This window comes from Yersinia alsatica, assembly GCF_902170305.1.
GTDB classification, from domain to species: Bacteria; Pseudomonadota; Gammaproteobacteria; order Enterobacterales; family Enterobacteriaceae; genus Yersinia; species Yersinia alsatica.
Genome location: NZ_CABHWW010000033.1, coordinates 129,029 through 152,439 on the forward strand (window position 1 = coordinate 129,029; position 23,411 = coordinate 152,439).

Genomic DNA, 23,411 nt, shown 5'->3' on the forward strand with positions numbered 1-23,411 from the left:
TGGGTAACATTATTCATTAATAAAAAACAACGAATGTGAGTGCCATAACAGCCAATCTTGTGGATGCTGCGTCATTGATGTTTCAATCAATTCAGGTAATTTATTTTTGACTTCCCGTGCATTAAGCGCAGGATAAACATGGATTTTTATGCCTTTGTCGTAATACAGGTAATAAAAAACCACTTGCGCTGACAGTGCTCTGGCAAGGCGGATAATTCCACTGTGCAAATTGGCCGGACGGTCGAACAGTTGGCAGGGAATCTTTGCGGTTTCCGTCGTCTGGTTATTAATGGTGTAATCCGGCGTAATATCAGGAAAAATCATAATATTTCGCTTATGCTCTGCCGCTTCCATAATGGCGTCCATCAGGTTGCCCGCAATGGCACGGCTATCAGCATGGATAGAGCAATAAGAGATATTCACTCCCCCCATTTGCCGGGCCTGCTCTTCATAAGCTTCTGCACTGGCTGACACCACGACCGTCGCCAGTCCTGGATAAGTACCCGCACCCACCATACCGGCAAGCACATCTGAGACCATATGCAGAGGGGCCAAAATCACCGGAGAACCCGCGTCGTGCAGCGCTTTGACTTGGCTATCCAACTGCTGAGTGCAAGCTGCCAACTGAGCTAAAACCTGCCGATTCTGCCCAAAGGTTGCCGCCAGCTCTAACACCTGACGGCGTTGCGCGGTACGGATAAAATTGCGTGCAGACGGGCTTTTCTGCCCCGTCAACAGACACTGACTGTTAGCGGCTGCCACCCGGGCCAGATTCTTCTGCCGCCGTGACGACAACCCGAAAGCCCGGCGCAAAGCACCGAGCAGCAGTAACCAGCGATAGTCACCATACCGTAATAACCCGACAGCCAGTTTGGCTTGCAAGTGGGTCAATGTTCGCCCGCTGAAAGCCAGCTTATCCAGCTGGTTTCTCCAGGCGAAATAACCCCATACGGCTAACAGTCTCATTATTTCTCCAGCGCCTTATCGTGCTCGAGTAATGACAACAGATGATCCGAGAACGCTGGGAATTCACGATCCTGTAGCGCTATCCATTTCTTGCCAACAATAAAGGTCGGAGTGGCATCAACTTTGTAATGCGCTGTCACTGCCGTCATATAGGCAACCAGCTCTTTAACTTCAGAGGATTGGCGGACTTGCTGGTATTTAGCGACATCAATGCCATTGGCTTTCAACCAAGCTTCGAGCTTGCTGTTATCACTAAAATCAATATTGTCTTCGAGTACCGCTTTGTAGGCACTCGCTCGATGCTGCGACTCAATACCCATTACGGATAATGTGGCAAACATCGGTGCGAAACGCCCTAACCCAGAGGTTTTATCGCTGCTGATGTGCAGGCGAATAAAACGGGTGCCTTCTGGCATACGACTTTCTAATTGGGCGACATTCTCTTCGTTGATGGCGCAGTAATGGCAGCCATAAGAGAAGATTTCGATAATACTTTTGTCATCTTTAATCGGGCTATTCTCAACATCGCTGCTGCTAACAGAGAACAGCGTTTCCTGCGTATCCTGATTGAGCACGAAATAATGGAAATAGGCGGTTGTTATCAATGAAGAAATAAGGATAACCAACAGTGTATAGCCTATAAAGAATCCCTTACTCCTAAACATATTTTTTTTGGTAGACATGGTCAGTTTTATTCACAATCAGGGTTCAGGTAAGACATAAATGGCGTAAAATGACCTTTATGTCCGCGAAAATAATATTTATAACATTCACTTAATGCGAAAATTCTTGAATTTCAGCATCAGTAGAGTATTAAAAAAATAAATCAGGCAAGCATGGTAATTACCCCATACTTACCTGGGGCATCGTCAAATATTAATAAAAATTAACGAATACTTAATTCACTATCTTAACGGCAATTAGCTACGCTAGTTGGTGCTGAAGAAGAGCTAACAACTTTACCGTGTTTGTCAGTACAAGTAGTAATAGCCATGCAAGTCAAAGTTGTGCTACCGGTCTTCCACTGGTAAGTATCTTTACAAGTAGTACCAGTACCGCCAACGATAGTATTTGCATCAGCCATGTTCATTTTTTTCATGATAAAGTCCTTAAAGAAAAAATAAAAAATTATAGCCTATTATTTAATAGCCCATTGAAGTATGCGTTTTAAATATTAGGTTCACCCCAACACTTAATTAATCCAACGCAGGAGATTTATACTATAACAACAATACCAATTACAACAAAAAATAACATTTATTTAATTTAAATTAATATATAAATAAATGCCGCAAGGGTTCGCTGCCATATTAAAATAACAGTAAACCATCTTGCCTCATGAATATAAAAACAACGAAATTAAAACGCTATTTTATATTCATAATAATAATGCACTCATAGACTGAATGCATATAACTCTTCTATTTAAAGATATGACATAATCACAACTCCACTACCGGAAAAGGTACCTGCATCAGGCAATGCCGTTGCATGAAGTGTCGACTCAATCAGGAAAGAGTTGTTGCCCACTCCGGGGGTTACTGTTACACCAGCAGACAAGTCTTGCCCCGCCACTTTCAATGTCGATGTTAGATTGCCATTCTGCCCAAGGTTGATACTTTTACCACCCACCAAGGTCAACTTCACTGATGTTCTGGCGGTACAGTTGATAATTAGCGGCTCGCTTTTTATTGCTCCATCAACACTTTGCTGATTAAGTGAGCCATAATTGATATACACATCACCGGTGATATCACAGGTTTCCGGGGTCGGAGGAACTGCACCACAATAGGAGCCGGGGATAGACTGACCAGTGAAGTTGATATCATCATCTCCCTGCCAATACATCACCCCAAAGCAAGTACCTGCTGCGCGTAATGGATTTAAGGTTGTTGTTGCCCAGCCACCAGAGACGCCGTTTTGTGCAATAAAGGCAGTGCGCATATCTTGAGCCGTTGCACCACGGGCAACCGTTACGCGAGTTGAAGCATAAGAGGGATTGGCGCACAATTCATCGATATCACTCGAGAAGTGGCATATTGCTACAGAACAATAAGTCTTGGCACAAAGTACGGCACCACTACTTTCCTCGCTCGGCCAAGAAAAAGTACCTTGATATTGAGAACCAACACGCGTTTGTGTCGAAACCCAGGCGCTGGCCTGACTATAAAGTGGCAATAAGAACAGCACGCAAGCTATTAACCAGCAATAACGATTACTTAGCTGTATATCAGGCTGTCTCACTCGTTTAAATTCCATGAATTCCATCCGCATATTAATAATATTGCAGGTTAAAAGTGGCTACTGCACTGAACTCACCGCGCTTAATTGTGCGTTGGGTTATTGCGTCTGGTTCACCGCGGACATAGGCTTTCAACGTAATAATATTATTACCCGTATCAAGCGGGATATCGTCACTGGATTGATTCAGTGGTAATGCTTTCCCTGCCATAGTTTCTAGACCAATAGCAATTCCTACATCATTGCCATCAACCGCTAATAACCCCGGTAAATTAACACTGTCATTACCAGTGAACATAATATTGGCAGTAGTACCTAAGCTGATATCACAATCAACTAGGTGGATTTGAAACTGTTTGCCTAAAGTGCGCTGATTCGAATAAAGATATTTATCGACAACGGTGCCAAAGTTCAAACTAATAGCCTCGTCACCAGGGCGGATAGTGCACGGCTCTGCTACTAATGCGCCATGAAAACGCATATTGTCAGCCGCAGATACCGACATAATGCCAAGAGTATTCAAAACCAGAACACTCAAAATAATTCGCCCGTGGCGCACCAGCAGATTTAAATTAGTCATCATTTGATCCTATTGGTAATCCACTAATAATGTAGCGGTAGCCTCAAAGGCCCCTTCACTTAATATCGCACCGGTTGCTTGAACAGGAACGGCCTGAAGTGTCGGCGGATTATTTTTGTCATAAGCAATACGCGTATTCAGTGTTAAAGGGACGCCATTTCTCAGTATACGAATGCCCAGATCAGGAATATTGGTTTGTATTGCAGAGAGATCAAACGTAGTAACAGACGCGCTTACTATTGTCAGGCCTAATTCCAAGCTGCTACTCACTGTTTCACACGCCACACTGTAAGGCACGGTCTGGATATAATTAATACCATCAATTTTCTTCACCCCCAGGTTTTCCCCAAAAGGCACATCAATGGTATTCCCACCGCTGATGACACAGGGTGCAGGATTAATTAACGAGCCGGTGAACAACATGTCATCCGCATACGTCAATGTGCTACTCAATGCCAAAACGACAGCAACAGAACAGCGTGATATCAGTGAGACTTTTTTCATTACTGATACTCCACAACCATGGTCGCTGTGCCGTAAAAGTACCCGGTGCTCAACGTCGCCCCTGCTTGTTTGACAGGAACTGCCTGTAATACCGGTATCGTCGGGTAGGAGAACGTAAATGTAGAGTTAAGTGTTAATGGCTGACTGTTGCGTACAAGTTTGATCCCCAGACTCGAATTACTCGTTTTCAAGACCGTCGTATCAAAACCCGCGCCATCACCCTTAATCGTCATTTTCAGTGCATTGGATACCGCCCCAGTACAGTTCAATGTATAGGTCACCGGCTTTATATATTGAGCACCATCAACTCGTGAAGTCAGGATGTCATCACCAAAATCGACAGTAATGGTGCCGCTGTTATTAATCACGCAAGGCGGCGGATTAATTAATGTGCCTGAAAACAGCATGTTGTCTGCATACGCTAACGAACTGCTGAGGGCCAAAACCACAGCAACGGAACAATACGATGTGAGTGAATTTATTTTCATTACTGGTACTCCACAACCAAGGTTGCTGTGCCGGAAAAATATCCCGTACTTAACGTCGCATTTGTTTGCTTAACCGGCACTGCCTGTAATACAGGGACCGTCGGATAGGTAAAATTAAATTCGCTATTAAGCGGCAGTACCAACCCACTTCGCATCAATTTGATCCCCAGACTCGTATTACTGGTTTTCAATAGGGTGGTATCAAAATTCGCACCATTACCTTTGATGCTCATTTTCAGCGCATTTTTAGCTGCCGCAGTACAGTTCAGGGTATAGGTCACCGGTTTCATGTAATTAACACCGTCAATATTCGACGTCAGCAGGTCATCACCAAAATTAACGTTGATGGTATTGTTGCTGTTGATCACGCAGGGCGGCGCTGCAAAAATACTGACCGAAACATTCACTGTTGCCGTCTTATTTAGTGCCCAAACAGGGCTGCTAAATAATGTCGTTGTTCCTACGATGGCCGTCATCCCAATCATGGCCTTCATGACCATCGGGGCCAGCCGGGTAACTAATCCCTTACAAACAACAGCCATCCCATATTCCTTATTGCTAAAATTATGGCCCCACGAAAACCACTGTTACTTGATGCTTTCAACCACGGAACAGGTACTGCCCGTACAGCCAAAGATCAGTTTTGGACGACCACCGAAATCATTGACATAGGTCAGCACTGGTTTGCTGCCTAATGCCGCAGCACTAACATCCAACATGCCCTGCGCTTTTGGGGCAATCATCAACGGCTTAAAACCCGCTGCAGTTTTGCCGGTTTTGCTCTCACTGGCATCCACCAGAGTGATGTAATACGGGGTCGGGTTATTAACCTGATAACGATCGCCCTGACGGGTCAGCTGTAACTTTTCCTGCCAAGGTGTCGACATGTCGGCCTTTTGGGGCACGATGCTGGTCGGGCGATAAAAAAGTTTGATGCGCGTTTGCAGAGCAATCTGCAAAGTATTAGGTTTGTCTGAACGCGGCGGAATTTCACGCAGGTTAAAATAGAACAGCGTTTCCCGGTCTTGCGCCAACTGGCTCACCGCCGGCAATGTCTGTACTTTTAACTGGCTGAGAGCACCTGGCTCAACACGCTGAACCGGTGGAACCACCGTCAGTGGGGTATTGATCTTGTTGCCCTGCTCATCTTCAATCCAGCCCTGCGCCAGATAAGGCAATTGCTTATTCTGGTTGCTGATATTCAAGCTGATCGATTTATCGCCGCCATTGATAATCGCCCGAGTTCTGTCCAGTGCGATTGCTGCTGTTGCTTGCTGAGCCATAAGTGCCGTCACCAAAATCGTGGTGATACGCAGTTTATTATTCAATTTCATTACCTTATTTCCTTCAATTATTCATGTCAGAACCTGATGGCGCCGGTCGTCTTCTATTATGTGAACGAGCGGCTATCTGCAGGTTCATTACTCAATCTGTTCTACTGTGCTACCGGGGGCTTATCCCCTGTCGCTATCGGCTGACAAGGCAACAGTAAATTTGCCAGCACTGCCGGAGAAAGCATCTTCGGTAGAGTGACGCTGCATTGCGCCTGCCCATTCCAGTGTACTGACATCGTTTCACCGGCCTTGATCCCACTGAGGTACGTAGAACCGTCGTCATTAACAATGCCGGTTTCTTGCTGATTTTCATTGACTACAGTGGCCCCGAATGGCGGCGATGTACCGTCTGCCAGGCGAATCATGGCCATCGCTTTTTCACCGGAAATCACATTAAAGCGACGATAACCGATGGCACCTTCAGTCAAGGTAACCTGTGCGACTGTTCCTCTCGCCTCGACATCATCTGCCAGGTTATCAATATCGATACTGGCGCGGTTGCGGTAATAACTGTTCACATCACCCACCACCGCTTTACCAAATTGGTTGGTGCGAATGGTTGAGCCGTACCCTTGCACCGGCACACCGGCGACCCCTTGGGTATCGAGCAGTAATCGGGTACCGCCGAGCGTATTAACCCGATGTAGCGCCCCGCCTTCAGCAGTGATAGTTGCGCCCCCCTGAATGCCGACACCAACAGAAGAGTATTGCCCTTCCTGATAACTGGCATTGGCGTTGATATCTGCACTGTTCCCCATGTGGGTATAGTTACCACTCACTAACGCGCCACTACGTGCCACACCAGTATTGATTTGGTAGTTGTTGTGAGCATCAATACGGTCGGCATACCCCACCCGCTGGCTGTTTTCACTGCCATTGACTGTCGCGCTGTAACTGATTGTTGCGCTGTTGCCAAATGGCATGGACATCGATAAATACATCCCGTCATCGTTATTTTCGTTATAACGGTTGCGATACGCGGATATTGTGACACTGACGTTCTTAAGCTTGCCCATATCAAAATAGCGCGCTAACGACAGGTTATAGCGGTCATTAGCCGAGCGATCCCAATACGTCTGATGGCTATAGTTCAGATACGCGCTCAACCCCAGATCACGGAACTGCTGGTTGAAACTGATGGTATACATCTCTTTATTGCCACCCACGTTATCGCCACGATAACGTGCATCAAGATATTGGCTCATGCTCATAAAGTTACGTTCAGAGAAGCGATAGCCCGCAAACGTCACCTGACTGCCAGTTTCCTGAAAGTTTTTTGAATAGTTGACTCGGTAAGAGCCACCACTCAAGGTGCCTTGATCCGGTAAGGTCGCCCAAGATTGGGTCATGTCCACCGACACCGCACCAAACTCCATTAAGTCACGACCAATCCCCATGGACGCCGCTTGATATTCGTTTTCACCACTGATCCCACCGCCGAACAGTGACCAGCCGTTATTGATCCCCCAAGAGAATTCCCCGGTACCAAATACCGGCCCTTCAGACCGATGACCAATATCAGAAGGCTTACCAGCAGCGATTCTGTAACGCACCATGCCAGGGCGGGTCAGGTAAGGAATACTTGCGGTATTCACTTGAAATTGTTGAACTTGTCCATCAAGTTCTTCGACCCGAACATCCAATGTCCCGGAGACAAAACTGTTAAGGTTCTGAATACGGAAAGGACCGGCGGCCACCAGTGTTTCACTCAATACACGCCCTTGCTGACTCACAACGACTCGCGCATTGGTCCGAGCCACACCGGTAATTTCCGGTGCATAACCGCGTAAATTCGGCGGCAACATATTGTCATCCGTCACCAAACTGGCACCGCTAAAGCGGAAACTGTCGAAAATAGCCGAGTTTAAAAAGTCCTCGCCTAACGTCAGCTTGGCACCCAAATTGGGTATCGCACGGTAGGCGTAATAACGACTCCAATCCCATTGACGTTCAGTTGGCGAACCAGAAACCTCATCAATACGGGTCTGCCAATCAGCGCGAAAGCGCCAGGCACCCAAGTTGGCTCCAGCCGTACCATTACCGCTCAAACTATTGTTGCTGGTATTGTTCGTCTGTTGGCGGTTCAGTTGCCCTAACAAGTTGTAATCGAAAAGTACCCCAGAAATCCCCTCCTCCCAACGTGAAGGTGGATCCCAGTCAGGTTCGCTGTATTCCAGCCAAGCTTGCGGCACACTCAAGTAAAGTGATGAAGTCGCCAAATCACCTTGCACGGTCAAACCGGGCAAGCTGCTGATATCCAAACACTCTCCGTCACGCCACCACGTCAGTTTTTTAAAGCTGTCTTCTTTCAATGCCAGTAATTCAACCAACTTGGGGGATAAACATGCCTCACTTTTTTTAGGATCTTTTTCAGCGGCATAGAATATTATCGGTTGCTCACCAATATCTTGTTTGTTCATATGAACCAACAAGTTATAACTCCCTGGCATGATAAAACCACGTTGGGAGAATTGGCTCAGATCGAAATTGGCCCGATCCTTGGTATCTAACACATCGGTATTAAACTGAATATCATCACTGGCTAACGCGCCATAAGCATTGCCACTTAACGCAACTGCAATCAAAATGCGTAATAAATCACGACGGGCAATACCGGTGGTGATGGAACGAGCGGATAGCATGGGATATGTCACCTTACTCATTGAAATCAGTAATAATCCAATGTGAAACGAACGCTAGAATGATAAGTTCCAGCACGCAGCATCTTGCCATTGCCCACTAAACGCAGGGCATAATTGAGTTTCATATCTGCAGGGATAATATTTATCTCCGGTGACGCTATCCCAGGAATAGAAGCAATGCCTTTATCATCAACGATTTGCATGGCAACCCCCTCGGCTTCACCGTAAACTGCGTAATTACTACCGTCCGCTGTACCGTCAAAAGTCACGGTAAAGTGCTGTTGGTTAGATTTGCTCGAATCAGCATGGGCAATGGTGCAATCATGCAAACGAATCTCGAATGGATGATCATTTCCCACACCGTTTTGAACTAACTGACCTATTGGCAAAATCGCCATATCAATGGTCTGTTCCAAACTTCCTGGATCTATCGCACAAGCAGTATCAGTAATACTTCCTTCCATACTCACGCGACCCCAATCTGTTTTCATGGGGGAGGCCATTACCGCGACACTCAGTAATGACGCCATCAGTAAGGAAGGAGGCACTATCAAAAAAAATGACTTGGACATAAATCACCTAGCTCATCCAACACGTATCTTTCTCAGGGGAAAAAGACATGCGGAAAAATCCGCATGCCGAATTAGAAAAGGGATACTTATTGGTAAGCCAGCGTGAAGTCTGCAACGCTAGAGAAGGTACCTGGTTTGATTGCGTCAGAAGCAGTGCTGCCCTGCAGGTAAGCAGAGAATGCCAGAGTGTTGTTGCCATTAACCAGAGTCTGTTCGCCAGTTGCAGTACCCAGAGTAATAACAGAACCTGAACCATCAACGATTGCGATACCAGCGCCTTCAGCAACACCAGTGATACCCAGCAGGCCAGGTACTGCAGCTGATTCCATACCGCCGAAAGTGGTGGTTACAGTTTTCAGGGTAGTGATGTCGCAGTTTTCCAACTTGATGTTGAAATCATGAGCAGATGATTTGCCGCCGTTCTGCAGAGCAACGTTAGAGATCTGGCCCATTTCAACAGTTTGTGAATCAGAACCCGCAGCGATTGAGCATGGCGCATCAATGATAGAACCATTGAAAGTTACAGTACCCTGACCTTGATCAGCAGCGTTAGCCATAGAAGCAAAACCTAATACCAGACCAGCAGCCAAGATAGTTTTATTCAGTTTCATTACGTGATTCCTTTATACACAATTAAAATTTTGCCCGCCGATTTACCTCAATAAAATCAAGGCAAATACCGCTTCGAAGTAGTTTGAAAATAAGTATTCATATGGTTTCTTATCGTTTAAATACGAGAAGTTTAACCAAGAACTAGATAGAGCCATAAAGTTGACGTGAAAGCATTGATGAATACCCACATCATTCAGAAAAAATTTAAATAACGTTAAAGCTCTTTTTGTTCGCCGCAGATAATACAAATATAGGAGGATAGTTGATAGCTATTTAATTCAAATAACCAAAATTCAGAGTCTTTAACTTAATTAACTAATTTAACACAATAATATCGATAACTTTGATCGATAAACATTGCACCTTCGACACATACCACTGCAAAAAAGAGCAAATCGACACATTAGATCGCTAAAAGTCGTTTTTCCAAAATTAATGATTGCTTATTCCATAAGTCAAATTATAATCGATATTAAATACTTGCGATTGTAACGCCAGAAGCAGAAAAAGCTTAACAATAATACAATTAAACCTTGCTAATTCTTTGATTCCCCATGAGATAAGCAAGGTTTTTTTATATCAAAATAAACGTAACTCACTGAAATTAAACACAAAATAATTTTAATTTTAGCTTATTTTTTAAACTATAAAAAAATATCTTTCATTTACTAATTGAATCAAAAATAGTATTTATTAATCATAAAACCCATGTCTAATTGTTAAATTTAACAAGCCGATGCTCATGGAGGGAATAAAGATCTAAGAAAAGAATAAAAATAAATAAGAAGTCATTTCATTTGTTGTATGAATTATCTTTTTATTTGTAGGAAACATCCTACCATAATGTGTGAAATACAAACCCAGCATTGAGAATATAAGAAATAAAACATTTTCAAAATATACATCGCATGAGGAATTAAATAATGAAACCTAAGGATAAACGGAAGGAAGAAGTTTTAGGTATTTTGGCAGAGCATTGTAATGTCCTAAAGGAGCAGTTTACTGAAACTCTGCCGCCTGTTACCAGTTGGCCAAAAACCAGAGAACTTGCTGATAAAGCACAGTTGGATATTTATACGGCAAGGCTGGTATTAATGAAACTGGTCGATGAGGACCGGGCCAAAATGTCCGAAACTAAAGTTATGAATTCATTGCGTTGGTTTATTGCTCATCCAACGGAAAAATAAACATAGCCACTATTACTAGTGGTTATAAATCAAATGCCAAATAGTTAGTTAACTAACTAGCATGCAATGCTTTGTTCGAATAAATAGTAACCATCTGAAAATTATGAAATTTCCATTTATAAAATATATTTTGCCCGGGCAAAGAATTAACCTTATTACCATGATGGTTATGGCCATAACATTTATCGCCATGATGCATTATGAAATCAATCGAGGTGGTTCAGGGCTTCATCTTCCCACCAATATCGTCATCTGGGCCATGATGGCACTGCTGACGATAGCCCTCTACTTGCCGCACAGTGAACAGAGTTATTCCGTAAATCCTTCGGGTAATCGGTGGTTACTGCTTGGGGCCATATTAGTGACACTTCCGGGGTTGTGGCCTGCCTCATTACAACACGTAGGTGCCTGGCTGCCTCGGATTCTCGGCTTGTGGGGGGGAATCATACTGCTGTTGGGGCTATTTCGCCTGAAGCTTAGTAGTGGTGCGCGGCAGGGCTGGTTGCTGCTGATACTGCTGTCGGCTTGGGGGCAAACAATACTGACCTTGTTGCAATGGTTTGTTGTTACCCCGGATAACTGGATGGAGTTCGATACTGCACAGCGCCCTTATGGGATCTTCCAGCAAACCAACGTGCTGGCCAGCTATCTGGCGACCGGCTACGCCATCGCAGCCTACCTATTTATGATCTCGGGCCGTCGGGCCATTCGTGGCATCAGTACCCTTACACTGCTGGTTTTCCCGGGCGTCTTACTGCTATTGCAATCGCGGATTGGCTGGCTCGGCGGAGTGACCACCTTAGTTTTGCTTTCTGTCTATTACTGGCGTCAGCAGCAAATCATCGGGTTATGGCTATGCAGCTTACTGAGCTTGTTGGCAGCTTCCTACCTGCTAGAGATAAAGGGCAATTTTCTGGTATCAAAGGAGAGCAGCAATGCCGACCGCTGGCTAATACTGGAATATACCTGGCACATGATACAGCAGCGCCCTTGGCTAGGCTGGGGGATGGGCAGTTTCGAATCCGCCTTTGCCCAGACCTTGGCGCAGGCTGGGCTGGTGCCCACTAACTATACTTACCCTTCTCACCCTCATAATGAAATTCTTTATGGTTGGGCAGAAGGCGGAGTCGTCGCACTGGTCGGCATGTTGCTATTGGCTATCGGGTATATAAGACCACTGCTGATTCAACCAAAGAATGTTTTCCCTCTCTGGGTGCTCAGTTTGCCAATGGCCTTGCACTTGATGACTGAGTGGCCTCTTTATCAATCAGCGGGTCACTGGTTGGTGTTGATTTTACTCGGTCGGCTGATGGTACCAGAAAGCATGTTGGTCGCAGTGCCATCTGCGCCAGGCTTATGGCGACGCTGGTTGCATGGCGCGATTGTGTTATCGGCATTATGCACCTTGCTATTTATGGTGACAGGTTTCAAAACTGGCCGGGTACTGACACTCAGCGAAAGAAGCGGTTTAGTCGATATGCAGCCATTAGATAGCCTGATAAATCCTTATATCCAATGGGAAAGATATCAATACATACGCCATATCAATCTGTTACTGCAATTTAATAAAAACCCAGATCCGGCATTTCTCACGCAGTTCAGAGCATGGGCAGAGCAATACATCCAGCTACACAACGATCCGAATGTTTATCAAAGCCTTATCATGATTACCCAGTATCAGAATGATGTCGCGCAAGCCAACCAGTTACGCCAGACGGCTCAAGCCCTCTTCCCCGGTAACCCAATCTTTAAATAACACTCGCTAGATCCAGCGTAAACATTGCCAGCCCCTTAATCGAGGGGCTTTTTTCGTGACCAATAGACCGCTTAGAATTTTTACCTATGTCAGTTTTCGGGCTGCTAAGCTAGTATATCGGCTGGAAAAAGGACTTGATGAGCGGTAGCAAGATTCTGGTGTTAACCGTAAAATCATGTGATGCCAACGATAATAATAAAAATCACAACTAACTTTAAATTCAATGGATTATAGATAACAGCCGCATGAATAATACCGATAAACTCGACTCCCACACGCCAATGATGCAGCAGTATCTACGGCTCAAAGCCCAGCATCCTGACATTCTCCTGTTTTACCGGATGGGGGATTTTTATGAACTGTTCTACAGTGATGCCAAGCGAGCTTCACAGCTGCTGGATATCTCACTGACCAAGCGGGGGGCGTCAGCCGGTGAACCCATTCCTATGGCGGGTGTTCCCTATCATTCGATAGAAAACTATCTGGCGAAACTGGTTCAATTGGGTGAATCCGCAGCTATCTGCGAACAAATCGGCGATCCAGCCACCAGCAAAGGTCCGGTTGAGCGCAAAGTTGTGCGCATCGTTACCCCCGGCACCGTGAGTGATGAAGCTTTGCTGCAAGAGCGGCAGGATAATTTACTGGCTGCTATCTGGCAGGATGCCCGTGGATTTGGTTACGCAACCTTGGATATCAGCTCTGGGCGCTTTAGAGTAGCAGAGCCCACCGACCTTGAAACCATGGCGGCCGAGCTACAACGAACCAACCCCGCAGAGTTACTTTACCCAGAAAACTTCGAACAAATGTCGTTGATCGAGCAGCGACATGGTCTACGCCGCCGCCCATTATGGGAGTTTGAGCTGGAAACAGCCAAACAGCAGCTTAATTTGCAATTTGGCACCCGTGATTTAATCGGTTTTGGGGTTGAACAAGCGCAGCAAGCATTACGTGCTGCGGGCTGTCTGCTGCAATATGTTAAAGATACTCAGCGCACGTCCTTGCCCCATATTCGTGGTTTGACGATGGAGCGCCAGCAAGATGGCATTATTATGGATGCCGCGACCCGCCGTAATCTCGAACTGACGCTGAATCTGTCCGGGGGAACTGAGAATACACTGGCCGCAATCCTTGATTGCAGTGTGACCGCGATGGGCAGCCGCATGCTCAAGCGCTGGCTGCATATGCCAATCCGTGACATCAACATCCTCACCAACCGCCAGCAAGCGATTGGTGGTCTGCAAGATATTACTGTCGAACTGCAAGCGCCATTGCGTCAAGTGGGTGATTTAGAACGTATTCTAGCGCGCTTGGCACTGCGTACAGCCCGTCCGCGAGATTTGGCTCGCATGCGTCATGCTTTCCAACAGCTGCCGGAGATTCATCGTCTATTACAACCGGTGAATGTTCCCCACGTGCAAAACTTACTCTCGCAAGTTGGTCAGTTTGATGAATTACAAGACCTACTGGAACGCGCTATCGTTGAAGCGCCGCCAGTATTGGTGCGTGATGGCGGCGTCATTGCCCCAGGATATAATGCTGAGTTAGACGAGTGGCGAGCACTGGCCGATGGCGCAACTGACTATCTGGATCGACTGGAAATTCGTGAACGCGAAAAACTGGGGCTGGATACACTAAAAGTGGGTTTTAACGGTGTTCATGGCTATTACATTCAGGTCAGCCGTGGTCAGAGCCATCTGGTTCCTATCCATTATGTTCGCCGACAGACCTTGAAAAACGCGGAACGCTACATCATTCCTGAGCTAAAAGAGTATGAAGACAAAGTTCTGACCTCCAAAGGCAAAGCGCTGGCCATTGAAAAAGGGCTATACGAAGAGATTTTTGATCTGCTATTGCCACATTTATCCGAATTGCAAACCAGCGCCAATGCTCTGGCTGAATTGGATGTGCTAGCGAATCTGGCTGAAAGAGCTGAAACACTTAACTACAACTGCCCTGTTCTGAGTGATAAACCGGGGATCAAAATTACCGGTGGCCGCCATCCAGTGGTCGAGCAAGTGCTCAGTGAACCCTTTATTTCCAATCCACTGACCTTATCACCTCAGCGGCGAATGCTGATTATTACTGGCCCGAATATGGGCGGTAAAAGTACCTATATGCGCCAAACTGCATTAATTGTTTTGCTGGCACATATGGGGAGCTATGTTCCTGCGGACCAAGCAACCATTGGCCCGGTCGATCGCATCTTCACCCGCGTCGGCGCGGCGGACGATCTAGCCTCTGGCCGCTCTACCTTTATGGTGGAAATGACAGAAACCGCCAATATTCTGCACAATGCCACCGAACAGAGTCTGGTGTTAATGGATGAGATTGGCCGCGGGACATCGACTTATGATGGTTTGTCACTGGCCTGGGCCTGCGCCGAAAATCTGGCTAGCCGGATCAAAGCCATGACCCTGTTTGCCACCCATTACTTTGAGCTGACCACCTTACCGGAAAAAATGGAAGGGGTGGTCAATGTGCATCTTGATGCCATGGAACATGGTGAAACCATCGCCTTTATGCACAGTGTGCAAGATGGCGCTGCCAGTAAAAGTTATGGATTGGCGGTGGCAGCACTGGCTGGTGTGCCACGAGATGTGATTAAGCGGGCGCGGCAAAAATTGAAAGAGCTGGAGTCACTGTCAAACAATGCCGCCGCAAGTAAAATTGATGGCTCGCAACTGACCTTGCTCAATGAAGAAGTACCGCCTGCGGTCGAAGCCTTAGAAGCTCTAGACCCAGATTCACTGTCGCCGCGTCAAGCGCTAGAGTGGATTTATCGCCTGAAGAATATGGTGTAGTACAGTCTAAAATAGCCAGTCGCCGGTCAAAAGGTCAGTAACTGGCATAAAAAAACGGTGAACATCAGTTCACCGTTTTTGTGTTTTATCAACGACTTTTATTCGCGGAACAACGCTTCGATGCTCAGGCCCTGTCCTTGCAGAATTTCCCGCAAGCGACGTAAACCTTCAACCTGAATCTGGCGGACACGTTCACGTGTCAAACCAATCTCACGGCCAACATCTTCCAGTGTTGCTGCTTCATACCCTAACAGACCAAAACGACGAGCCAGAACTTCGCGCTGTTTGGCATTCAATTCAAACAGCCATTTCACGATACTTTGTTTCATATCGTCATCTTGCGTGGTGTCTTCTGGACCATTTTCGTTTTCGTCAGACAGAATATCTAACAAGGCTTTCTCTGAGTCGCCGCCTAAAGGTGTATCAACAGAAGTGATACGCTCGTTGAGGCGTAACATACGGCTCACATCATCAACCGGTTTGTCGAGTTGCTCGGCAATCTCTTCAGCGCTCGGTTCATGATCCAATTTATGAGAAAGTTCTCGTGCGGTACGCAAATAAACGTTTAATTCTTTAACGATATGGATAGGCAAACGGATAGTACGGGTTTGGTTCATTATTGCCCGTTCAATTGTCTGACGTATCCACCAGGTAGCATAAGTGGAGAAACGGAAACCGCGTTCAGGGTCAAACTTTTCCACCGCCCGGATCAGGCCGAGGTTACCCTCTTCAATAAGATCCAGCAGCGCTAAGCCGCGATTACTATAACGGCGGGCAATCTTCACCACCAGCCGCAAGTTACTTTCAATCATACGTCGACGCGAGGGCACGTCTCCGCGTAATGCACGCCGGGCAAAATAAACCTCTTCTTCTGCGGTCAGCAGTGGCGAATAACCAATCTCACCAAGATAGAGCTGTGTCGCATCCAGCACTCGCTGAGTAACACCTTGCGCCAACAGCTCATCTTCTGCTAACTCACTTTCGGTAGGTTCATCTTCAACTAATGCTTTTTCGTCGAAAATTTCAGTTTCCGTACTGTTTTCGTCAAAATCAGCATCTTCCTGCAACTCGTTAACTTTCAGCGTATTTTGGCTCATATGCTGCTCCTACCCGTGAATCCGGCGAGCAGAATACAGCGTATTCTGCCCAATCTATCGCTGCGGAAGGTAACGCAGCGGGTTTACGGATTTCCCCTTGTAACGAATTTCAAAGTGCAATCTTACTGAACTGGTTCCGGTGCTACCCATGGTGGCTATTTTTTGACCCGCCTTCACTTCTTCTTGTTCCCGGACCAGCATTGTATCGTTGTGAGCGTAGGCGCTCAGGTAATCATCATTGTGTTTGATGATAATAAGATTACCGTAACCACGCAGTGCATTCCCGGCATACACAACTCGCCCATTTGCTGTAGCGAAAATTGGTTGACCACGAGAACCGGCGATATCAATCCCTTTATTGCCCCCTTCGGAAGCAGAGAAGCTATCGATCGTTTTGCCTTCAGTTGGCCATTTCCAGCTACTCACTGGACCACCATTGCTGGTAGGGTCACTGATGACACTGCTAGGTGCAGTAACAGGGGCGGTCGTTGCGGCAACTGCTCCTGCTGCTGGTAACATTTTACCAACATTCTGTTTACCCGAGTTTTCAGAATACGCGCTAGTTGATGGAGAATCAACCATTGTAGTTGTGTTCTGAATATTTGCTGGCGGTTTTGTCATTCCGCCTGATGTGGCATCAGTTGCAGCCAACATCCCACCGCTAGAACCATTACCAAGTTGAATGGATTGCCCCACATTCAGACTGTATGGCTCAGCAATATTGTTCTTTGCCGCGAGATCTCGGAAGTCATTTCCAGTTATCCAGGCAATATAAAACAGCGTGTCACCGCGTTTAACGGTATAGGTATTGCCGCTGTAACTTCCTTTGGGAATATTGTCGTAGCTACGGTTATAAACTATGCGCTCACCTGAACTATTGGTGTTAGAGCCGCCTAGCATGGTACCTGAACGATCACCACCGACACTGCTGATTGGTGCAGAGGTCGTATTATCATTGCTACAACCCACCAACCATAAACTCATAACCGTACATGCCGCTACTCGGCGTAATGTAATCATTGGGCTTCCCGTGCTCATGCTTCCCCCATGACAGCAATAATAAGCGATATAACCAAAATACCTTTTACACTGTAGTTATCAGTGGTCGATAGTTAAAGTGCTCAGCTGACGATAATCAACAACGTCAGTCTGATGGTCACTACGCCACTCATTTTTCGAGTCTTAAAAGGTTCCACAGTGTGAGCCACATCTATGCAAGCCCAAACTGAAGAGACAAAATGCACAAGCGCGCATGCTATCAATACCGCGCCTGCCACACCATAAAATTTATGTTACTGATTTTCGTCCGATATTTAGCACAAAAATTGTGCTAGGGACGTAGTAAAAGACTAAAGCTGAAATAAGAATATTTTATTTAAGCCAACTCCCCTTTTACCAAAGGAACAAAACGCACCGCTTCCACCGTCTCAATCTGGAATTCATTGTTACGACGCTGCACGCATTTTAATGTTTGAGCTTGCTCCCCCACCGGCAGGACTAATATCCCTCCCTCATCCAATTGCTCAAGTAATGCATTGGGTATTTCTGGCGGAGCGGCTGTCACAATGATCGCATCAAATGGCCCGCGTGATGCCCAACCTAGCCAGCCATCACCGTGGCGAGTTGAGACATTATGCAGATCAAGCTGTTTCAGGCGACGTTTTGCCTGCCACTGTAACCCTTTGATTCGTTCAACTGAACATACATGTTCGACTAAATGCGCCAAAATAGCGGTCTGATAACCCGAACCGGTACCGATCTCTAATACTCGCGAAGTGGGTGTCAATTGCAACAACTCCGTCATACGCGCCACCATATAAGGCTGAGAAATAGTTTGCCCTGAACCTATAGGAAGGGCTGTATTCTCATAGGCCTTATGGGATAACGCCTCATCAACAAAACGCTCGCGCGGCACGGCTTCGATCGCCTGTAACAAGCGCTCGTCTGCAATGCCCTGCTGACGTAACTGCATCAACAATGTTTGCATGCGTTTATTTACCATTCCCCGTCAACCTCGGTATTTACTAGCGTCATGTCGGTTAACCAATCTTCAACTACCGGTTGCGCCGCATAAGCGGTTAAATCAACCTGCAATGGCGTGATAGCAACATAACCTTGCTCAACTGCTGCAAAATCAGTGTCCTCCGCCACATCAAACTTTTCCCCCGGAGGTCCAATCCAATAGAGATCTTGCCCACGTGGGTCTTGTTGACAAAATACCTGCTCTGCCGGATGGCGGCTACCACAACGTGTTACCCGAATCCCTTTAATTTCAGATAAGGGTAAGTCAGGTACATTAATATTCAGTATTTTACCGGTACGCAACGGTTTATGTTGTAACGCGCGCAATATCCGGCAAGTGACAGCGGCCGCTGTCGCATAGTGCTGATGGCCATTGAGCGAGACCGCCAGTGCCGGGAACCCCAGATGCCGCCCTTCCATCGCCGCCGCCACCGTACCCGAGTAGATAACATCATCCCCCAGATTCGGGCCCGCATTGATGCCAGAAACCACAATATCAGGGCGGGGACGCATGAGCGCATTGACCCCAAGATAGACACAGTCAGTCGGCGTACCTTGCTGCACCGCAATGTCACCATTGGATAACGTCGTGATGCGCAAAGCGCTATCTAACGTCAAAGCATTAGAGGAACCGCTGCGATTACGGTCCGGAGCCACAATCTGTACGTGGGCAAATTCTCGCAATGCTGATGCCAGTGTTTGGATGCCTGGCGCAGTGATACCGTCGTCGTTACTCAGCAATATCCGCAGCATCGGCATTGTCCTGATTCATAATTTCGCGCACCACACTGGTGGCAAAACTGCCAGCGGGCAGCCAGAAGCTGAGTTCCAAAGTGACCTCATCCCACCAATTCCACGCCATATTCTGTGGTTTCAGCAAGATAGCCCGGCGAGCTCCTTCCACACGCTCGCGCTTAATTAATGCTAATAGTTCGGTTTGCTCCGCCAGGCATGCCTGCTCGAAAGCCAATGCTTCGCCCTGGGTACCCAGTTCGCCATCACCCGGCAATGGCGCAGTAACATTCAATTCACCCGCATCAACTCGTTGCTGTAAGGTGGTCAGTTCTTCAGCTTCAGCCACAAACCAACTGCCGCGCCCCGAGAGCTGCAATGCATCACCTGCCAGCACTGTTGTCGCCTGCTGCTGTGCCAAACGGCAACTGCTAATCAGGTTGAACATGGCACTGCGACTAGCAGACAAATAAAAGCTGCGTTTACTGCGCTCTTTTACGCGAATTTCATTATTGGCCCATAACCGAGCCTGCACCAGATTATTGCCGCCACGACCAAATCGCTGGCTACCAAAGTAGTTAGGCACACCCTGCGCGGCTATCTGCTGCAATCGCTGTTCTACATCCTGATTATCGGTAATATGGCGCAGTACCAAGGTGAAGGCATTCCCCTTCAATGAACCGATGCGCAGTTTTCTTTTCTGGCGCACTGATTCTAATACTTCACAACCTTCCAGCTCAAAAGTGGACAAATCTGGCGCTTCTTTGCCCGGTAAGTGCAAGCAGAACCATTGTTCAGTGACGGCATGGCGATCTTTCAAGCCCGCATAGCTCACCAAACGTGGGTGAATCTTGGCAAAACGCGCCAGATAATCAGCAACAAACTGGGTATTGCAGCCATTTTTGCGGATGCGCACCAATAAATGCTCGCCTTCACCGTCAGGTTCAAATCCCAGGTCTTCGACCACCACAAAGTCTTCCGGATTGGCTTTTAAAATGCCACTTGCTTTGGGTTTGCCGTGCAACCAGGTTAGATTTTCCATGTCCATCATTTATGCCTTAACCAATAACTATTTTTTAAGCGACTACTGGGCTTTAACCAACAGGGCTACCGCTTCACAGGCAATACCTTCACCACGCCCAGTAAAGCCAAGCTGTTCAGTGGTCGTGGCTTTGACGTTGATATCGTCCATATGACATTGTAGGTCTTCCGCCAAATGAACGCGCATTTGCGGGATATGAGGGGCCATTTTAGGGGCTTGGGCAATAATCGTAATATCCAGATTCCCCAGTTGGTAACCTTTCGCCAAGATACGGCGATAAGCTTCACGCAATAGCGCGCGGCTGTCTGCGCCTTTAAACGCCGGGTCAGTGTCGGGGAATAACTTTCCGATATCGCCCAAAGCAGCAGCACCCAGCAATGCATCGGTCGCGGCATGTAATGCGACATCACCATCAGAGTGTGCCAGCAGGCCCTTTTCATAAGGGATGCGCACGCCGCCTATAATTAGCGGGCCTTCGCCGCCAAACTTATGAACATCGAAACCATGGCCAATTCGCATTAATTGCACTCCAATTATTGGGGATTTTGTCGTTGAGTTAAATAAAACTCTGCCAGCGCCAGATCTTCCGGGCGCGTCACCTTGATATTATCCGAACGGCCCGAAACCAGTATCGGATGATAGCCGCAATGTTCTAATGCTGAAGCCTCATCGGTGACCACCGCCCCATCTTGCAGGGCGCGGGATAAGCACATTTTTAATAACTCAAGTGGAAAAAGTTGCGGTGTCAGGGCATGCCACAGTGCTTGGCGGTCCACAGTATGCGCGATAGCTTGAACCCCAGCTTCACTCCGCTTCATGGTGTCGCGAACCGGTGCCGCCAGAATTCCGCCGACTTTGCTGTGCTCGATAATCGACAACAATCTTTCAAGATCATCAGCATGCAAACAGGGACGCGCCGCATCATGCACCAATGCCCACTCGGCACGCCCGGCATATTGCAAACCCGCCATGACAGAATCGGCTCGCTGCTCACCACCGTGAACCACACTGATGCGCGGATCACGAGCAATAGATAATGTAGAGAATTGCTGATCCTGTGGATGAATCACCACGATAACCCGCTGGATCCTTGGGTGATTCAGTAAAGAGAAAATGGCATGTTCAATGATTGTCTTGCCGCCAGCAATTAAATACTGTTTTGGGCAATCAGCCTGCATGCGGCTACCAATACCCGCCGCCGGTAATATGGCGACGACTTCAGGAAGGGAAACTGCGAAATTACTCATTATTTATTGTTGTGCGTTATTTTGCGTCGAAGGGATACTCGCATTGCGTCCGGATTGGTCAGGAACCAGACGATAGAAACTTTCGCCGGGTTTAATCATACCCAGTTCGTTACGTGCGCGTTCTTCGATCGCCTCTTGACCACCGTTTAAATCATCAATTTCAGCGAATAGCTGGTCATTTCGGGCTTTAAGTTTGCCGTTATTGACCTCTTGAAGGGCAACGTCATCCTTAACCCGAACAAAATCATGAACACCATTCTTGCCCAGCCACAATGAATACTGTAGCCAGCCAAGTAAAATCAGCAATAGTAGTGTAAGTTTTCCCATGCCCGCCCCCTGAAAAACTGCCTAATCATCCCACAACTTTTCGTCGGACTCCACTCTGTGACGGAAATAGGCCACAAGGCTCAGATTAAGGACGATTTCCGGCAAAAATACCACGCAAATCTACAAAATGTCATTAAATGCTAATTTTCAGCACGGTTTCACCCCGCCATTCTCGGTGAATTAATCATGCAGCGATAAACACTGGTAAAGTTGGTTTTGCCGTTAGCTTATGCCTACCAACAAAAGAAATGTGAATATTTAATGTCGCCATAAATAAATAATCCCCATCACGGTTGAGTTTACATTTATAAAAGTTTATTTTTATGCACTCAAACTGCATAAATAAAAAATCGTACTTTCACTCGTCTTTGCCTTTTAACCGGGAGATTCACATGTTTAAACGTTTAATGCTGGTCGGGACATGCCTGGCAGCCCTGTTGTCTGCAAGCAGCGCGATGGCTGCTGAACCGACTTATGTGGTTGGTTCCGGTGGTACCTACCGCCCATTCGAGTATGAAAATAGCCAAAAACAGCTGGAAGGCTTTGATATCGATATCATTAAAGCTATCGGTAAAGCAGAAGGTTTCCAGGTCAAACTGGTGAATACACCGTGGGAAGGTATTTTTGCCACCTTGGGTTCAGGTGATCGTGACATCATTATTTCTGGCATCACTATTACCGACAAACGTAAGCAAATGGTTGATTTTTCTGACCCTTATTTCCCAGCAGAACAAACCATCGTGGTGCCTAAAGATTCTAAAGTGGACTCCATTGCCGCCTTGAAAAACCTGAATGTTGGCGTAGTGAACTCCAGCACCGGCGATATCGTGGTATCTGATGTTCTGGGCAAAAACAGCACCGCAATCAAACGCTTTGATAATACGCCGCTGATGCTGCAAGAGTTATATGAAGATGGCATCGCAGCAGCAGTCGGTGATGTGGGTGTGGCCAAGTTCTACCTGAAAACTCATCCCGAAAAAGCCTTCCAACTGGTTTCTGATGACAAGTTTGAGCGCCAATATTTTGGTATTGCGGTCGCGAAAGGTAATGAAGAATTACGTAATAAAATCAACAACGGTTTACAGAAAATCGTGGCTGACGGCACCTATGCCAAAATCTACGAAAAATGGTTTGATGCACAGGTACCTACTTTGCCTGCGGCAACTCAGCCAGCAAAATAATTTTTTATTACCCCTTTTTTAGAGCCAAAGTCGTTGGCGTTACCGTCCGCTGGTGAATAACCGCTGTAACGCCAATGATG

General features: G+C 46.8%; 24 protein-coding genes. 4 read left to right on the top strand and 20 right to left on the bottom strand.

Translation table 11 applies throughout. The features are described from left to right. Nucleotides 1-9 precede the first annotated feature (9 nt). From FTA96_RS19750 to FTA96_RS19805, 12 genes are all read right to left on the bottom strand, one after another. Nucleotides 10-966, bottom strand: coding sequence for a lysophospholipid acyltransferase family protein (locus tag FTA96_RS19750; RefSeq protein ID WP_145574690.1), 957 nt, complete (start codon nt 964-966; stop codon nt 10-12). Then, a complete protein-coding gene (locus tag FTA96_RS19755) occupies nt 966-1,592 on the bottom strand; it encodes a DsbA family protein (RefSeq protein ID WP_072077794.1) in 627 nt (208 codons plus the stop codon). The genes FTA96_RS19750 and FTA96_RS19755 overlap by 1 nt, the downstream gene beginning before the upstream one ends. A gap of 284 nt (nt 1,593-1,876) precedes the next feature. Next, on the bottom strand, nt 1,877-2,065 hold the full coding sequence (locus tag FTA96_RS19760) for a DUF4762 family protein (protein ID WP_050106463.1): 189 nt from the start codon (nt 2,063-2,065) through the stop codon (nt 1,877-1,879). Nucleotides 2,066-2,391: 326 nt separating this feature from the next. Then, nucleotides 2,392-3,225 (bottom strand): MrpH family fimbial adhesin, encoded by an 834-nt coding sequence (locus FTA96_RS19765; RefSeq protein WP_050150254.1) that lies wholly within the window; start codon nt 3,223-3,225, stop codon nt 2,392-2,394. Between the two features lie 16 nt (nt 3,226-3,241). Then, complete coding sequence (locus tag FTA96_RS19770) at nt 3,242-3,787, bottom strand: fimbrial protein (RefSeq protein WP_050150257.1); 546 nt, start codon at nt 3,785-3,787, stop codon at nt 3,242-3,244. A 9-nt stretch (nt 3,788-3,796) separates the two neighbouring features. Continuing rightward, on the bottom strand, nt 3,797-4,291 hold the full coding sequence (locus tag FTA96_RS19775) for a fimbrial protein (RefSeq protein ID WP_050150260.1): 495 nt from the start codon (nt 4,289-4,291) through the stop codon (nt 3,797-3,799). Then, nucleotides 4,291-4,779 (bottom strand): fimbrial protein, encoded by a 489-nt coding sequence (locus tag FTA96_RS19780; protein ID WP_050150263.1) that lies wholly within the window; start codon nt 4,777-4,779, stop codon nt 4,291-4,293. Before FTA96_RS19780 ends, FTA96_RS19775 begins: the two co-directional genes overlap by 1 nt. Continuing rightward, nucleotides 4,779-5,321 carry a fimbrial protein gene (locus FTA96_RS19785; protein WP_050106468.1) on the bottom strand — a complete coding sequence of 181 codons (543 nt, stop codon included), beginning with the start codon at nt 5,319-5,321 and terminating at the stop codon, nt 4,779-4,781. Before FTA96_RS19785 ends, FTA96_RS19780 begins: the two co-directional genes overlap by 1 nt. Nucleotides 5,322-5,366: 45 nt before the next feature. Next, nucleotides 5,367-6,113, bottom strand: a complete 747-nt coding sequence (locus FTA96_RS19790) for a fimbria/pilus periplasmic chaperone (protein WP_050106469.1) — start codon at nt 6,111-6,113, stop codon at nt 5,367-5,369. A gap of 101 nt (nt 6,114-6,214) precedes the next feature. Further along, nucleotides 6,215-8,755 carry an outer membrane usher protein gene (locus FTA96_RS19795; RefSeq protein ID WP_186371254.1) on the bottom strand — a complete coding sequence of 847 codons (2,541 nt, stop codon included), beginning with the start codon at nt 8,753-8,755 and terminating at the stop codon, nt 6,215-6,217. A 26-nt stretch (nt 8,756-8,781) separates the two neighbouring features. Beyond that, entirely contained in the window at nt 8,782-9,285 is a 504-nt protein-coding gene (locus tag FTA96_RS19800) for a fimbrial protein (protein ID WP_050106624.1), read from the bottom strand. Between the two features lie 128 nt (nt 9,286-9,413). Further along, nucleotides 9,414-9,938: a fimbrial protein gene (locus tag FTA96_RS19805; protein WP_050106471.1), complete on the bottom strand. Its 525-nt coding sequence runs from the start codon at nt 9,936-9,938 to the stop codon at nt 9,414-9,416. A gap of 924 nt (nt 9,939-10,862) precedes the next feature. Here FTA96_RS19805 and FTA96_RS19810 point away from each other — a divergent pair. The 3 genes from FTA96_RS19810 to mutS all read left to right on the top strand — a co-directional run bounded on the left by FTA96_RS19810 (nt 10,863) and on the right by mutS (nt 15,683). Then, nucleotides 10,863-11,126: a faeA-like family protein gene (locus FTA96_RS19810; RefSeq protein WP_050106472.1), complete on the top strand. Its 264-nt coding sequence runs from the start codon at nt 10,863-10,865 to the stop codon at nt 11,124-11,126. 169 nt (nt 11,127-11,295) lie between these two features. Beyond that, nucleotides 11,296-12,882, top strand: a complete 1,587-nt coding sequence (locus tag FTA96_RS19815) for a PglL family O-oligosaccharyltransferase (protein WP_314732604.1) — start codon at nt 11,296-11,298, stop codon at nt 12,880-12,882. Between the two features lie 245 nt (nt 12,883-13,127). Then, the gene (mutS, locus tag FTA96_RS19820; RefSeq protein ID WP_145574694.1) at nt 13,128-15,683 is read left to right on the top strand and encodes a DNA mismatch repair protein MutS; all 2,556 of its coding nucleotides are present in this window, start codon (nt 13,128-13,130) and stop codon (nt 15,681-15,683) included. Between the two features lie 98 nt (nt 15,684-15,781). Here mutS and rpoS read toward each other — a convergent pair whose 3' ends face one another. From rpoS to ftsB, 8 genes are all read right to left on the bottom strand, one after another. Next, nucleotides 15,782-16,780, bottom strand: coding sequence for an RNA polymerase sigma factor RpoS (rpoS, locus tag FTA96_RS19825; protein ID WP_050106475.1), 999 nt, complete (start codon nt 16,778-16,780; stop codon nt 15,782-15,784). A gap of 54 nt (nt 16,781-16,834) precedes the next feature. After that, a complete protein-coding gene (gene nlpD, locus FTA96_RS19830) occupies nt 16,835-17,800 on the bottom strand; it encodes a murein hydrolase activator NlpD (RefSeq protein WP_050106476.1) in 966 nt (321 codons plus the stop codon). A gap of 355 nt (nt 17,801-18,155) precedes the next feature. After that, on the bottom strand, nt 18,156-18,782 hold the full coding sequence (locus FTA96_RS19835; RefSeq protein ID WP_050106477.1) for a protein-L-isoaspartate(D-aspartate) O-methyltransferase: 627 nt from the start codon (nt 18,780-18,782) through the stop codon (nt 18,156-18,158). After that, entirely contained in the window at nt 18,776-19,555 is a 780-nt protein-coding gene (gene surE, locus FTA96_RS19840; RefSeq protein WP_050133171.1) for a 5'/3'-nucleotidase SurE, read from the bottom strand. Before surE ends, FTA96_RS19835 begins: the two co-directional genes overlap by 7 nt. Next, complete coding sequence (truD, locus tag FTA96_RS19845; protein WP_050106479.1) at nt 19,533-20,582, bottom strand: tRNA pseudouridine(13) synthase TruD; 1,050 nt, start codon at nt 20,580-20,582, stop codon at nt 19,533-19,535. The genes surE and truD overlap by 23 nt, the downstream gene beginning before the upstream one ends. A 36-nt stretch (nt 20,583-20,618) precedes the next feature. Continuing rightward, nucleotides 20,619-21,095 carry a 2-C-methyl-D-erythritol 2,4-cyclodiphosphate synthase gene (gene ispF, locus FTA96_RS19850; protein WP_050106480.1) on the bottom strand — a complete coding sequence of 159 codons (477 nt, stop codon included), beginning with the start codon at nt 21,093-21,095 and terminating at the stop codon, nt 20,619-20,621. Nucleotides 21,096-21,109: 14 nt separating this feature from the next. Beyond that, entirely contained in the window at nt 21,110-21,823 is a 714-nt protein-coding gene (gene ispD / locus FTA96_RS19855) for a 2-C-methyl-D-erythritol 4-phosphate cytidylyltransferase (protein ID WP_050106481.1), read from the bottom strand. Nucleotides 21,824-21,826: 3 nt separating this feature from the next. Beyond that, nucleotides 21,827-22,150, bottom strand: coding sequence for a cell division protein FtsB (gene ftsB / locus FTA96_RS19860; RefSeq protein ID WP_050106482.1), 324 nt, complete (start codon nt 22,148-22,150; stop codon nt 21,827-21,829). A 392-nt stretch (nt 22,151-22,542) separates the two neighbouring features. On the opposite strand from ftsB, the gene FTA96_RS19865 reads away from it, so the two are divergent. Next, nucleotides 22,543-23,331 (top strand): basic amino acid ABC transporter substrate-binding protein, encoded by a 789-nt coding sequence (locus FTA96_RS19865; protein WP_050106483.1) that lies wholly within the window; start codon nt 22,543-22,545, stop codon nt 23,329-23,331. Nucleotides 23,332-23,411 lie beyond the last annotated feature (80 nt).